The sequence below is a fragment of the Halorubrum sp. 48-1-W genome, from assembly GCF_003287355.1.
In the GTDB taxonomy this organism is placed as follows: Archaea; Halobacteriota; Halobacteria; order Halobacteriales; family Haloferacaceae; genus Halorubrum.
The window spans coordinates 292621-307038 of record NZ_QMIM01000001.1; the positions used below are offsets into that span (position 1 = coordinate 292621).

6 protein-coding genes are annotated in these 14418 nt (G+C 70.8%); 3 read left to right on the forward strand and 3 right to left on the reverse strand.

Going from position 1 to position 14418, the window contains the following annotated elements; all coding sequences use genetic code 11:
* Positions 1-38 precede the first annotated feature (38 nt).
* Positions 39-1754, reverse strand: a complete 1716-nt coding sequence (locus DQW50_RS01600; RefSeq protein ID WP_112077564.1) for an L-lactate permease — start codon at positions 1752-1754, stop codon at positions 39-41.
* Between the two features lie 180 nt (positions 1755-1934).
* On the opposite strand from DQW50_RS01600, the gene DQW50_RS01605 reads away from it, so the two are divergent.
* On the forward strand, positions 1935-2441 hold the full coding sequence (locus DQW50_RS01605) for a lactate utilization protein C (RefSeq protein WP_112077565.1): 507 nt from the start codon (positions 1935-1937) through the stop codon (positions 2439-2441).
* The gene (locus tag DQW50_RS01610; RefSeq protein WP_112077566.1) at positions 2442-4664 is read left to right on the forward strand and encodes an LUD domain-containing protein; all 2223 of its coding nucleotides are present in this window, start codon (positions 2442-2444) and stop codon (positions 4662-4664) included.
* A gap of 37 nt (positions 4665-4701) precedes the next feature.
* On the opposite strand, the gene DQW50_RS01615 is transcribed toward DQW50_RS01610, so the two are convergent.
* Positions 4702-5835: an aminopeptidase gene (locus DQW50_RS01615; RefSeq protein WP_112077567.1), complete on the reverse strand. Its 1134-nt coding sequence runs from the start codon at positions 5833-5835 to the stop codon at positions 4702-4704.
* A gap of 133 nt (positions 5836-5968) precedes the next feature.
* Here DQW50_RS01615 and DQW50_RS01620 point away from each other — a divergent pair, with 133 nt between their 5' ends.
* Positions 5969-6358, forward strand: coding sequence for a DUF2237 family protein (locus DQW50_RS01620; RefSeq protein WP_112077568.1), 390 nt, complete (start codon positions 5969-5971; stop codon positions 6356-6358).
* A gap of 132 nt (positions 6359-6490) precedes the next feature.
* Here DQW50_RS01620 and DQW50_RS01625 read toward each other — a convergent pair whose 3' ends face one another.
* On the reverse strand, positions 6491-14416 hold the full coding sequence (locus DQW50_RS01625) for a DUF6603 domain-containing protein (RefSeq protein ID WP_112077569.1): 7926 nt from the start codon (positions 14414-14416) through the stop codon (positions 6491-6493).
* Between the last annotated feature and the right edge of the window lie 2 nt (positions 14417-14418).

Consider the following 14418-nt stretch of genomic DNA (forward strand, 5'->3'; position numbering starts at 1 on the left):
CGCGGAAGCCGACGGCGCGAAACGCGCCGTCCCGGGGTTCAGAACAGGCCGGGAACGAGGACGTACGTCAACAGCATCCCGAACAGGCCGGCGAACACGGCGAACAGCGTCATCGGGACGATGGCTTTGCGCAGCAGATCTCCCTCGCGGCCGGTGATCCCCACGACGCCGCAGATGGCGGCGATGTTCAACACCGAGACCATATTCCCGAGGCCGCCGCCGACGTTCTGGAGGCTGACGACGATCGCCCGTGAGAGCCCGACCGTCTCGGCGGCATCGTACTGGAGCACGCTGAAGAGGATGTTCGAGGAGGTGTTGCTCCCGGTCATGAACGAGCCGATGGCCCCGACCCACGGGGAGACGACGGGCAACAGCCCGCCGGCACCCATCGCGAGCACGCGGCTGAGCGCCTCCATCATGCCGAGCAGGTCGGCGGCGTTCGTCTGCGACTGGATCATTATCTGCGTCATCGAGACGGCGATGACGAGCGTGAGCGCGGCGGGGGCGACCTGCTCGACCGACCGCCGCCACGCCGCCCCCATCTCGTCGACGTCCATCCCGTGGAGGAGCCCGGTGAGCACGGCGATGGGGATGAACGGCATCGTCCCCGGGAGATAGAGGTACTGGAGCGTGTAGCCGAGCTCCGTCCCCAGGATCGAGTCGAGACCGACGGTGAAACCCTGGATCCACGCGAGGACTTCGGTGCCGGCGACGGTGAGGTCCGGCCAGCGGGTGAAAAGCAACGCGAGCGCGACGAGCAGGTACGGCGTCCACGCCAGGAGCACCGACATCTCCTTTCGCGGCCGGTCCCGCGATATCTCCTGGAGGTCGAGGCCGCCGCGCCACGTGTCGCTCCACGTCGAGTCGTCGGGGAAGTCCCACTCGCTGTCGGGGATCAGGACGTCGTTTTTCGCGAGGAACAGCCCGAGCGCGAGGACGACGAATCCGGCGGCGATGTCGGGGAGCTCGGGGCCGACGAACCACGCGATCAGCAGCTGTGTACCGCCGGTGACGGCGCCGAGAAGCAGCGCGAACGGTGCGATCGGCAGGCTGCTCCGGACGGCCCGCGTGACGCTTCGGCGTTCGTCGTCGCCCTGACCGAACCAGTACGTCAGGAAGAACACGCCGAGCAGTCCCCAGAACACGTACGTGACCCCCGTGACGATCCCGGACCACGCGGAGACGAGCGCGAGGAACTCGCCGGTGCCCATCGACCCGGACAGCGCCGGTTCGATGACCGCGCCGGTGCCGCCGATGACGGGGGTGCCGGCCGCGCCGAACGGCGGGTTCGGGGCGTTAAAAAAGAGGCCGAACACCGCGGCGGCCAGCGGCGGGAAGCCGAGGCCGATGAACAGCGGCGCGGCGAGCGCGCCGGGCGTGCCGAACCCCGCCGCGCCCTCGATGACGGTCATGAACCCCAGCCCGATGAGCAGAACCTGGACGCGGCGGTCCTCCTCGATCTGGCCGAAGTACCACCGGATGGTGGCGATGGCGCCGCTCCCCTCGAGGTAGTTCATGAGCAGGATGGCGCCGAAGACGATGAGGATGATGTCGACGGCCTGTAACGCCCCGTAGACGGCCGACGCCACCAGCCAGTCGGGCTCCATCCGCCAGTACGTGAGGCCGATACCGCCCGCGAGCAGCCACCCGACTCCCATCGCGCGGGCCGCCGACCAGCGGAGCCCGGCGAGCAGCACGAACGCCACGCCGATCGGGATAGCGCCGACGAGCGCCAGCGTGAGTACACTTGCCATTATCGTGGACCTCGGATACGTTTCGTCGTCTCACGACCACCCATTTGTAATTTTCTTTCCGATGATACCATCCGTCGAATGTCGTCGCCGGACGGGAGATCACAGTAATAACTGATCATGATATATCCCTCCGTCCGGGAGGGGAAACGCCCAATAGGCCGTTCGATGAACGTCCGGTGTATGTCAACGGAACCGCTCGCGACGTTCGAGTCGTCGCTCACGGAGATCGGGGTCGACCTCGTACGGACGACCGCCGAGGAGTTCGAGTCGACGCTCGCCCCGCGTGTCGACACGCCCGCGGTCGGCACGCCGCTCCCGTTCGAGGGCGTCGCCCTGCCGGACGCCGTGGAGACCGACCCGACGGTGGCGGATCTGGAGACTGCGAGGACCGGCGTCACCGCAGTCGGGTACGGTATCGCCGACTACGGCTCCGTGGTCGTCCAGGGCGGGCCCGCCGGCGAGGAGCCGGTGAGCCTCTACGCCGACGAACACGTCGCCGTCGTCGCCGCGAGCGACGTCCTCCCGGACATGGACGCTGTGTTCGACCGACTCGCTGCGGACGTCCGGGAGGGGACCGGACAGGCCGTCATCGCGACCGGGCCGAGCGCCACCGCGGACATGGGCGCGCTCGTGCGGGGGGCCCACGGGCCGATGGACGTCACGGTCGTACTCCTGGAGGACCGGTAGATGAGCGTCAACGACCGGCAACGGAAGGCCGAGCGCATCCGTCACCTCCTCGACACCGAGGGCGACAGCGTCCACGAGAACACGCGGGTGTTCAACGAGGGTCGCTACGAGTCCACCGCCGACCTCGACGACTACGAGGCCCTCAAAGACGAGGCGAGGGCCATCAAGGAGGACGCGATCGAACGGCTCCCGGAACTCATCGAGCAGGCCACCGAGGCGATCGAGGCGAACGGCGGCACCGTCTACGTCGCCGAGGACGCTGACGACGCGAACCGGTACGTCACCGAGGTCGTCGACGGCCGGAACGTGGTGAAATCGAAGTCGATGACGAGCGAGGAGATCGAGGTGAACGGGGCCCTCGAGGCCGACGGCGCAAACGTCTGGGAGACCGACCTCGCCGAGTTCGTTCTCCAGATCGCAGAGGAGGCGCCCTCGCACATCGTCGCGCCGGCCATCCACAAGTCCCGCGAGGAGATCGCCGACCTCTTCAACGAGGTGTTCGACCCCGAGGAGCGCCTCGAGACCGCCGAGGAGCTGACCCGGTTCGCCCGTGAATACCTCGGCGAGAAGATCCTGGACGCGGAGGTCGGTATGACGGGCGCGAACTTCGTCACGGCGGACACCGGCACGCTCGCGCTGGTCACGAGCGAGGGCAACGCTCGCAAGTGCGTACAGGCCACGGACACCCACGTCGCGGTCGCGGGCGTCGAGAAGATCGTCCCGCGCGTCGAGGACCTCCAGCCGTTCGTCGAGCTCATCGGCCGGTCGGGCACGGGACAGGACATCACCTCCTACCTCTCGCTTTTCACGCCGCCCGGCGACTCGCCGACCTTCGGCGACGGGGTCGGCTCCGACGACGGCCTCACGTCGGGCGACGACCGGGCGCTCGAGTCGGGCGACGACCGCGAGTTCCACCTCGTGCTCATCGACAACGGCAGGATGGCGATGCGCGAGGACGACGACCTCCGGGAGACGCTGTACTGTATCCGGTGTTCGGCGTGTGCGAACTCGTGTGCGAACTTCCAGCACGTCGGGGGACACGCCTTCGGCGGCGAGACGTACTCCGGCGGCATCGCCACCGGCTGGGAGGCGGGTATTCACGGACAGGACAGCGCCGCCGAGTTCAACGACCTCTGTACGGGGTGTAGCCGGTGTGTGAACCAGTGTCCGGTGAAGATCGACATCCCGTGGATCAACACCGTCGTCCGCGACCGCATCAACCGGGGGGCGGACGGCGAGTTCGACTTCCTCGTCGAGGGGCTCACCCCGGACGAGGAACCAGGGGGGCTCGACATCCAGAAGCGGCTGTTCGGGAACTTCGACACGCTGGCGAGGCTCGGGTCGGCGTTCGCGCCGCTCTCGAACCGGATCGCCCGAACCGGGACTGCCCGCTCGGTGATGGAGCGAACCCTCGGCGTCGACGCCCGCCGCGAGCTCCCCGAGTTCGAACGCGAATCGCTCGTCGAGTGGTTCACGGCGCGCGGGTCGCGGGTGGACCCCGAGGGGGCGCGTCGGCGGGTCGCGCTCTACCCCGACGCGTACACGAACTACGTGCGGACCGAACGCGGGAAGGCGGCCGTCCGCGTCCTCGAGTCGCTCGACGTCCACGTCGACGTCCCCGCCGCCGGCGAGAGCGGACGCGCGCCGTTCTCCCAGGGGATGGTGGCGACCGCCCGCGCCAACGCCGAGGCCGTCTACGAGGCGCTCTCGCCCGCCGTCGCCGCGGGCCGCGACGTGGTCGTCATCGAGCCGTCGGACCTCGCGATGTTCCGGCGGGAGTACGACCGGCTCCTCCCCGAGGACGAGTACGCTGCGTTGCGGGAGGGAAGCTACGAGGTCATGGAGTACGTCTACGGGCTGTTGGAGAACGGGGCGGACACCGACGCGCTCGCCGACGGGAACGGCGAGCGGGTCGCCTACCATGGCCACTGTCAACAGCGCACCCTCGACCTCGAACCGTACACGCTGGCGGTCCTCGAGGACTGCGGGTTCGACGTGGCGACCTCCGACGTGGAGTGTTGTGGCATGGCCGGGAGCTTCGGCTACAAATCGGAGTACTACGAACTCAGCGTGGACGTCGGCGAGTCGCTCGCCGAGCAGTTCACGACTGACGACACCGCGGATCGGACCGTCGTCGCCAGCGGCACGTCGTGTCTCGAGCAGCTGGACGCGTTGCTTACGCGCCGGCCCGCACACCCGGTGCGACTGCTCGACGGGCGGTAGTCGACGCAACGCCGCGGTCGCACAAGCCCGCCTCGCGTCACCCCTCGAAGCCGTCCTCCCACCGGAACGTCCCGTCGCGCTGGACGACCTCGCCGTCGACGGTCATCGTCGAGTTCGCGCGCACGTCGCTTATCATGTCGACGTGGACCGCGCTGTCGTTTCCGGGCTCGCCCTCGGGGAGACAGGCATCGTAGGCGCGGCCGACCGCGAGGTGGACCGTGTCGCCCATCTTCTCGTCGAAGAGGATCGAGTCGGTGAACCGGTCGATCCCGCGGTTCATCCCGATCCCCAACTCGCCGAGCCGTCGCGCGCCGGGGTCGGTGTCGAGGACGCCCGCGAGCGCGTCCTCGCCCGCCTCCGCCGAGAAGTCGACGACCTCGCCGTCCTCGAAGACGAGGCGGACGTTCCGGACGCGGGTCGACTCGATCGTCATCGGCACGTCGAAGAAGACCTCGCCCTCGGTGTCGTAGGGGGCGGTGAACACCTCGCCGGAGGGCAGGTTGTGGGAGTCGTACGCGACGGAGGCAGCGGAGTTGACGGCGGTCCGGCCCGCGATCGACATCCGAAGGTCGGTGTCGGGGTCGTCCTCGCGTTCGGTGACGATCCGGACCTCGTCGCCGTCGTCGAGGACCGCCTTCATCTCGGCCATCTCCGCCGCGAGCGCCTCCCAGTCGCGGAGGACCGCGTCGTAGACGAAGTCCCGATACTCCTCGTAGGCCATCCCGGCCTGCTGCGCGAGACTGCGGGTGGGGTGGACCGTCGACACCCAGTCGGTGTCCATCCGCGCCTCGCGGACCCCCTTGTTGGCTCTGGCGTAGGCCTGCCGCGTCTCGCGGTCGACGTCCGCGGCTGCGGCGGTGTTTCTGCCGCCGCCCAGCCGGAGGTAGACGTCCGCCGTCTCGACGATCGCCAGGTCGACGGCGGGGTCGGCCTCGAAGTCGGGAACGTCGCCGTCGGCGCCCGCTTCGGCCCCCTTCAGGTAGGCGCGGCCCACCTCGTCGGAGCCGTACAGCGTCGTGACGTTCGCGCCCCGCTCGCCGAGCGCCTCGGCGACGGCGACGCCCAACTCGTGGGCGTCCTCGGCGACGCTCACGACGACGTGATCTCCCGGGTCGACCTGCGCGCTCCAGTCGACGAGCACCACAGCGTGCTCGCGTACGCGTTCGTCCATGGGTGGGGCTCGCGTGCCGGGAATAAAACACGTCGGCTCTACACGGCGACCGTGCCGTCGACGCACCTCGTTCGCGGACACGCGGAGCCCCGCACGGGTGCGGCTTTTTGTCCGTGTGCCACGATCGGTGGATATGGCCGACCGAAACGTCCTCGGGGAGGCGCTCGCCGACTGTAGCACCGACCCGCCGACCGGCTTCGAGCGGGACGGGTGCTGTGGGACCCACCCCGAGGACCGCGGGCGACACGAACTGTGTTCGGTGATGACCGAGGACTTCCTGACGTTCAGCAGGGAGCGGGGGAACGACCTCGTGACGCCACGCCCGGCGTTCGCGTTCCCCGGGCTCGAACCGGGCGACCGGTGGTGTCTCTGTCTCGGACGGTGGATCGAGGCGCTCGAGGCCACCCGAACGCGACGGCTCCCCGAGACGACCGTTCCCCCGGTCGTGCTCGAGGCGACCAACGAGGCCGTGTTGGACGCCGTCGAGCTGGAGACGCTCGAGACGCACGCGTACGACGCGTGAATCCGGGTCCCCGCCTGGTAGTCGCCGCCCGTCAGGCGTCGTCGCCGACTGTCAGGTCGTCGGGGGAGGCGTCGGGCACCTCCCGGCGCAACGGCGGGTCGGCGGGACGGGGCCGTGGCGGTCGTCTACCGCTCACTCCACCGGCTCGTCGGCCGTCGACGGCAGTGAGACGTCGATGGCAGCCTCCTCGGGTTCGTCGCTCCCGTTCCGGGTGCGGACCTCACCGTCGATCGATCGACGATACGTCAACCGCAGCCGCAGCGTGCTCACGTCGTCGTCGATTTCGGGAAACAGCACCATTCCGGTGCCGTCCGCGCTCCGGACCGTCCGCACGTCTTCACACGGATCGAAGGCGTCCGCCGGCGGGACGGTTCGACGGTGTCCGACCGTTCCCTGCGGGCCGCGGAGCCTGAACGTCGTCGGCGTCGGCGGGAGCCGGCCGGCTGTGGCTCCGCTTCGCGCTCGACCGACCACGCCCGCCGGCAGGTCGGCATCCGTCGGCGGTTCGTCGGCGATCCGGACGCGGGTGCCCGCCGGGAGCGCCGGCTCCGACTCGAAGGTGTGGTACGGCACCCAGCCGTTGCCTGGTGCGGTGACGCGAACGTCCTCGAACCGCGCGCCGACGTTGGCTCGGCAGTAGACGCCGACCGTCCCGGCGTCGATGACCGGGTCGGCGACCGCGAACAGCCGCTCACCGTCGAGGTAGCCGACGATCTCGTCGCCCACGCAGTCGATCGTGAGGAGGTACTCGCGACCGATCTCGTACGGCTCGTCGTCGGCCCACAACACCACCGTCTCACCGTTCGAACGGCGAGTGAGCCGACGGTATTCGCGCTCGTGGTCCATCGAGAACCGATAGAACTCGTCGGGACCGCGGTACCGGAAGACGGCACCGATCGCGTCGTCGTCCTCGGAGCGGAGGCGAACGGAGAGCCGGTAGTCGCTCCACGCCTCGTCGCCAGTCACCGCGTACGTCCCCGGTTGCCGGAAGCGGTTCCCGACGAAGCCGTACAGGTTGCTCGTCTGTTCGAGCGTGCCGTCGCGGGTGCGCCAGCGCGAGCGGCGGGTCGTGTACGGCGGCTCGTCGACGACCCGCCAGCCGGCGACGTCCTCCCCGCCGGAGACGGACGGTTCCGCGGACGCGTCGCTCTCGGCGGTTCCGTCCGCCGTACCCGGGTCGTCCTCCGCGAACGCGTCCGCGAGCAGTCGCGCGTCGGCGACCGACGAGTGAACCGACAGCGACGTGAACCTCGCGTCGTCGGCAGTGGTGAACACTCCGGCCATACCGCCGTCGGGGAACTCGTCGTCGACGCCGAACAGCGGAACGTCGTCGACGGAGACCCACAGCGTCGTGCCGTCCGCACGAACGCGGAGCGTCAGCGGGTCCGCCTCCGGTCCGTGCTCGAACGGCACTCGCCGAAGGGTCTCCCTGCCGTCGCCGGTTCGCCGCCGGAGGGCGACCTCACCGCCGCCGACGGCGACCGTGTGGTAGTGGGTCTCGTCGTGGAGGCGGAAGAGGAGTCCCGCCCGTCCCGACGCGCCCGGCGAGACCGTCGTTTCCCACACGATCGGGCTCTCCTCGGCGGGGCGAACGAGCCCGGTCCAGCCCTCGGTTCTCGCCGAGAGGCCGTCGTCGCCGACGGTCCACTCCGCGTCCGGGTCCGGCGATCGGGCGTCGCCTTCCGCCGTGAGCGACGCGACCTCGGACAGCGTCGACGCGATCCGGGCCGACCCCTCGTCGGGGTCCTCCCGCGAGGGAACCCGACCGCCGAGCGCTCGGTCCGCGGCTGCTGCCTCGATCAACTCGTACTCCTCGTCGGTGAGACCCACGTCGGCTGCGAGCTCCGGATCGACCGCCGTCGCCTCCAGCGCTGCCAGCGGGTTCGCGGGATCCACCTCGACGTCGACGTTTCGACCGCGGAAGGCCCGCCCGATCCGCTCGGCGACGGCCGAGAGCTGATCGGCGTCGAGCGCCGGATCGGACGGTCGCGACGCCGGTGACCCGTCTCCCGGGCCGCCGTCCGGGTCGACGTTCAGATCGCCCGGGTCGACGTCGGGGGGCAGGATATCGCCCACGACCCCGGCGAACGGGTCCCCCGGCGTCGGCAGATCGCCGACGTCTCCGGGTCTCGGCGCGGGGACCCGTCGGTAGGGGGCGATGACGCTCCGGTCGAGGAACTCGTCGTCGATCCCCTCGCCGACGGGCTCGGGAGCGAACCCCTCCTCGCCGGTCAGCCGCCGTTCGACGACGTGTCCGTCCGGGCGTTCCGTTTCGGCGAAGAGCACGTCGACGCTCCCGTCCCCGTCCGCTGTAGCTTCCCCGTCGTCCGCGCTCGTCTCGGGAGCCGCGTACCGTACGTCCGTCACCTTCGTCACGTCGGGGTCGGTCTCCGGCGGGAGCGCCGTCTCGCTGCACGTCACCGCAGTGGTCGTCCGCGTCCAGTCGATCGGTTCCGGGCTGCGAACGAGGAGCGCGGTCGGATCGCCCTCGGCGAGGAGCCACGTGGCGTCGAGTCCGTCGACCGACGGTCGATCGCCGGGCGTCAACGCGTGGACGATTCGAGCGTACGCCCGAGCCTCCGCCTCCCCCGGCGGGTCCGGCTCGGCGTCCGGAAGCGGCACCGCGGCCTCGGGCGTGTCTCCGGGAACCGCCTCGGGCGTGTCTCCGGGAACCGCCTCGGGCGCGTCTCCGGGGGCGACCTCGAACGCTCCCCCGGAGAAGCTGTGGACCTGGTGGACGAAGTCGGCGAACAGCGAGGTCGTGAACGGGAACCGGTACGCGACGGGTGAGTCGGTGCCGAACCCCTCGATACGCACCTCGGGCACGACGAGGTCCTGGACGTCCGCGAGGTGGATACCGACGCTGCCCGGCCCCAACGGGTCCGGGTCGTCGGCGACGAACGTCGGCTCGTCATCGACGAAGACGTCCACCCGTCCGCCGATGACCTGTATGCGGAGGTCGAGGTCCCTGCCGTCCTCGATCGGCGGCGCGTCGGTCGACGCGAGCGTCGTCGCCGTGTCACCGTCGAGACGAACGAGCCGGTAGACGTCCTCGTCGGCGTCGACCTCGAACCGATAGCAGTGACCCGCGTCGGGCGCGTCGCGGACGACGACGCCGGTCGTACCCCCCGCGCTGCCCGCGAACCTGAGGGTCGTCGTCACGGCGTAGTCGTCCCACGTCGCCGGGGGCGAGTCGCCGGGCGCGTCCGTGAGACGCACCGTGGCGTCCGCACCCCCGGTCGCCGACAGCTCCGCCCGATGTTCGGGAGCGATCCGCCAGGTACCGTCGTCGCTCAGGTCCGGAACGCCAGCCAGCGTGACGGTTCCGTCGGTCGCGTCGACGCCGACGATCCGATAGGTGCCGTCGGGGCGCTCGCGGTCGCCGCGGAACCACACGGCGTCGTCGTTCGGCGAGAGGACGCCGAGGTCCGCGTGGTCGTCGAGGGCGACGGTCGCCTCGCCGTCGGCCGTCGACGTCACCGTCGCGGTGTCGCCGTCGAGCCCGTCGTGGCCGTGGATGGTCACGCTGCCGTTGCCGGGCTCACTCCACCGACCGCTCCCGTCGTCGAACGTCTCACGCAGGAGCGCCGGAACGAGCCGGGCCTCGAGCGTCGCGTCCGGGTCGAACACGAGCCGGGGTTCGCGTTCCTCGAGGACGTCCTCGTGCGGAAGCGTCTCCTCGTCGACGCCGCCACACTCCCCGGCGACCCTGGAGAGCCACGTCCGGTCGTGTCGCTTCAGCGCGCGGCTCCCCGCCTTGCCCCACGGGTCCCGTGCCGAGCCGAGCCGCCCGTCGACGTCCCGAACCGGCCGGTCGTCCGCGTCGTACAGCTGGAGTCGGAGGTCGCGGTCGGCCATCGCGTACAGCGTCTCGACGTACGCCTCCCCGAACCTGACGCCGACGTCGTACGCGCGGTACACCGGCCGCGGCGTCGACGGGCGCTCCCCGTCGGTGGTCACGCTCTCCGGGACGCTTCCCTCGACGTATCGAGAGAGCGTGTCGAACGAGCGCACCCCGTCCGCGCCGGTACCGTCGGCTTCGTCCCCGCCGTTGCCACCGGGCGTCAGGGGCGTGCTCACGTCCGCGAGCGCCGGCGGACCGCTCGTCTCGAAGTACGCGACCTCCCGCAGTGTCCCGTCGTCGGGCCAGCGGTGCTCGAAGTCGGCGAGTGCCCCGCCGGCGACGCCGCGGGCCTCGACGACGGTGTCGACCACGAGCCGGTACCGCTCGTTCGGCGCCAACACGCGCGGCTCGTCGCTCCATCGGTCGAGTTGGTCCCGCACGTGTGCGGCCCCCTCGACGCCGTCGGCCCCCAGGGTTCCGAGAGGGACGCTCGCCTGGCAGACCTCGACGATCCCGAAGGTGCCGGTCGAGGTCAACACGACCCGGTCGATCCCCGGATCGGCGTCGAACGTGACCGTGTGCCGCTCGAACCCGACGGACACGGACGTATCGATCCGCCGAGCCTCGTCGGGCCGAAGGTCGAAGACGTCCCTCGGAACCGAACGGAGGTCCGCGTCCTCGATCACCCCCCGACCGAGCGCGGTCGCGGTGAGGTGCGTGTGATCCCGCGGGAGGACGAGCGTCACCTCGACGGACCGATGGCTCCCGTCGAGGTCGACCGCCATCGACCGCGTCCCGCCACTGCCGTCCTTTCGGCTGGGGGCGGGATACATCAGCGCCTCGAGTTCGCCCTCGTCCGTCGGGACCGTCGCGACGGTCGGGTCGGTCGAGCCGGGCACCGCGTTCGAGACGAACGCGGGCCAGCCCTCCTCCTCGTGGGTGACCCTCGCTCCGTCGGCCGTTTCGAGGGCCAGCTCCTCGCCGACGTCGGTGCCGGCGAGCCGGAAGCACCGACCGTCGGCGTAACACGGGTACGTACCGAGGAGGCGGTCGACCCCCTCCTCCCACGCGCCGCCCGTGTTCCGCCCGTAGTCGTACGGGTTGACGGACCAGAGCCTGAGTTTCGTGTTCGCGGTCGGTGGCGTGCCCGCCCCGTCCGGAGCGCCCCCCGCGCCGATCCGCGTGTCGGGCAGCGGCGCCCAGGAGCCGAAGACGGGACCGTCGTCAACCCACTCGTCGGCGTCGGCGTCCCACCGTTCCAGCGAGACGTCCCGGAGGCCGTAGCGCGCCTCCACGGGACCGTCGTCGGTCGGGTCGCCGACGAGTTGCCACTCGGGGCCCGCCGTCGACGCGTTGACGCCGACGTCGCCGTCGTCGATCACGGCCGTCGAGAAGGTCAGTTCGGGCCGCACGTCCGGGGGAACGACGGGGAGGTCCCCCGGCGGGACGGTCCCGTCGTCGGGCGGCGTCGGGAGCTCCTCGTCGTAGCCGAGCAGCCGGTCGCCGTTCTCGCTGTCGTCGCCCGCCGTCGCGTAGTCGGGTGTCAAAAGCGACTCGGAGCGCGGGAGCGGCCACCGCGTCGTCACGCGCTCGTGGCCGAGCGCGACGCCGTCCAGCGGGGCGGGTACCGGCGGCGGGCTCGGCACGGGCCCCCACTCGAGCGAGACGCTCGCCTCCGGGTCGGGCAGCGGCCAGGGCGTCTCGAGCGCGACGCGCACGTCGCCGTGGACGTGGAACGGATCGAGCGCCTCGGCGCCGAGCGCGGCGTCCGCGGTGATCGACGCGCCGACGCCGAACGCGGACAGCTCGACCGACCCGTGGAGACGCACCTCACCCGAGAAGTGGGTCGGTTGCCAGCTGAGCCGGACGTGCCCGGCGATCCACGCCTCGAAGGAGACGGCGAGCGGGCCGAACTCGAACGACTCGTCGTAGCCGACGCGGGCGCCGGTGGCGACGCGGTCGGCGTCGATCATCAGATACCCCTCCGCGGTGAAAAGCAGCGCCTCCGCCCGCACGCGGTCCTCCCGCGGCTCGCGCCGACCGAGGTTCAGATACCAGGCGGTGGGGTCGGTGAAGTCGTAGTGCGCCTCGACGCCGGCCCGCACGTCGAGGAGGGTCGCGTCCGCGGACCGCTTCGTGTACGCGGCGTCGATGCCGAAGGTCACGTTGCCGGCGTCGCCGTCGAGCACCGCGAGGGTGCGTAGCGCACCCTCCGCGTCGACGTCCGCGCCCGAAGAGAGGAGGTCGGCGCGTCCCTCGAGCATGACCACGGGGCCGGGGAACGCGACGACCAACAGCAGGTCGGAACCGAGCGCGAAGCCGTTGTCCGCGCTCGTGCCGAGCGTGACCCCGGCGCCGAACGCGAACGCGCCGGCGGCGGGTCGCCACTGCGCGTCGAAGTCGTCGACGCGGGGCTCGCCGCTCGCGTGATACCAGCTCTCGTCGGCCTCCCCGCTCAGGGCGTACCACTCGCGATCGCCGCGGTACGGCTCCATGTTGTGCGCGTACAGCCCGCCGATGCCGTAGATCGACAGCCCGGTCGAGAAGAGGGGGATGCCCGCCGGGAGGCTCGCGTCGAGCGAGACCCCGAGGAAGGTGAACTCCTCCCCGTCCGGCCCGGTCTCGCGTCCGACGATCAGCGTCGCCGAGATCGAGGTGTCGAGGGCGATCAGGTCGAGGTCGATGTCGCCGTAGTACCGTCCGTCGGCGGGGTCGAAGGCGACCGACCCCGCGAACGCGAGGGCGTCCGGCACCTCGAACTCGATCCCGATGCCGTCGAACGTCACCTCGACGCCGTCGCCGTCGGGGTTCCACGCGACCCGGAGCCCCTCGGTCGACGCGCCGGCGGGGATCCCCTCGACGATCGCGATCGACCCGCCGAACGCGACGTACCGCCATCCGTCATCGCGGGTGCCGAACCCGAGTTTCGTCACTTCGAGTTCGACCCCCTGGAGCTCGGTCGACCGCTGTGACGGCAGGTCGATCCAGCTCCCCTCGAAGTCGACCTCGCCGTCGCTTCTGATCGTGACCTCCGGCACCTCGATCGTCGGAAGGTCGAGGTCGTCGACGTCGGGGTCGCCGGCGTCTCCAGCGCCGACGTGCGGTCGAAGGGTTCCGGCGACCGAGACGCCGACCCCTTCGCCGTCGTCCGCGACGACCAGCCCGAACGAGTCGACGTCGAACGCGGCGACGCCAGGGACCTCGAGCGAGACGATCTCCCGGTCGGCGGCCACCCCGACCGCCGAGTCGGCCTCCGGGTCGGGGAGGCCGACCAACCGCGCCGTGAGCGTGCCGTCCATGTCAAACGCGAGGTCGACGACGACCCGCTCGTCGAAGTACGGGACGACCAGCTCGCCCGCGATCGAACAGGTCGACAGCGCGGTCTGGACGAACTCCACCTCGACCTCGCTGACCGCGAACGCGAGGTCGCCGAGCGACCCCGCACCCTCTCCGGTGTACGTCGCCGTGTCGGGGTCGAAGGAGACGTCGGGGTTGTACTCGATCGTCCCGGTGAGGCCGCCGGAGCCGATCGCGGTTCCGCTCAACACGACGTCCCCGGACACCGGCCAGCGATCGGGGAACGAGACCGACGCATCGCCGACGAAGAGGCCGACGAAGCCGTCGTCGACGGACGACTCCTCGAAGTCGTCGTGCTCGGCGATCGACGGGGAGAGCGCCGTCGGCGAGACGTCGAGGACGACGTCGGTCGCCTCGATCACGACGCCCGTGTGCCCGATCTCCGCGGGCGGCAAGTCGACGCCCTCGAAGCCGTTCACGTCGAGCGACCACGCGTGGTCGACGACCACGTCGACGGTCGTCGTCACGTCGAGGTGGTCCGGCCTCGTGCCGTCCTCGTCCGGAACCGGCCGGAGCACGTCGCCGTCGACCCGGGCCGTGAGCCGGACCGATTCGATCGTGAGCTCCCACTCCGCGTCGACGACCAGGGTGGCGTCAACCGCCGTCTCGCCGGTGCCCGGCTCGCCGAGAACGAACGTGACGCCGGCGCTGCCCGGGACCGAGAGGGCGGGCTCGCCGGCGACGATCAGCGAAACGCTCGCCTCGCCGGCCTCCTCGTCGTAGTCGTAGTCGTCCACCAGCACCTCGCCGAGGAAGCCGGGCAGGTCGTCGGTCGAGACGTCGATGGGGTCGAACCCGTCCGCGACGAGTTCGTCGAGCGGTTCCGCGTCGACCGTGGATGGTTGTGTCGTGGGCATGG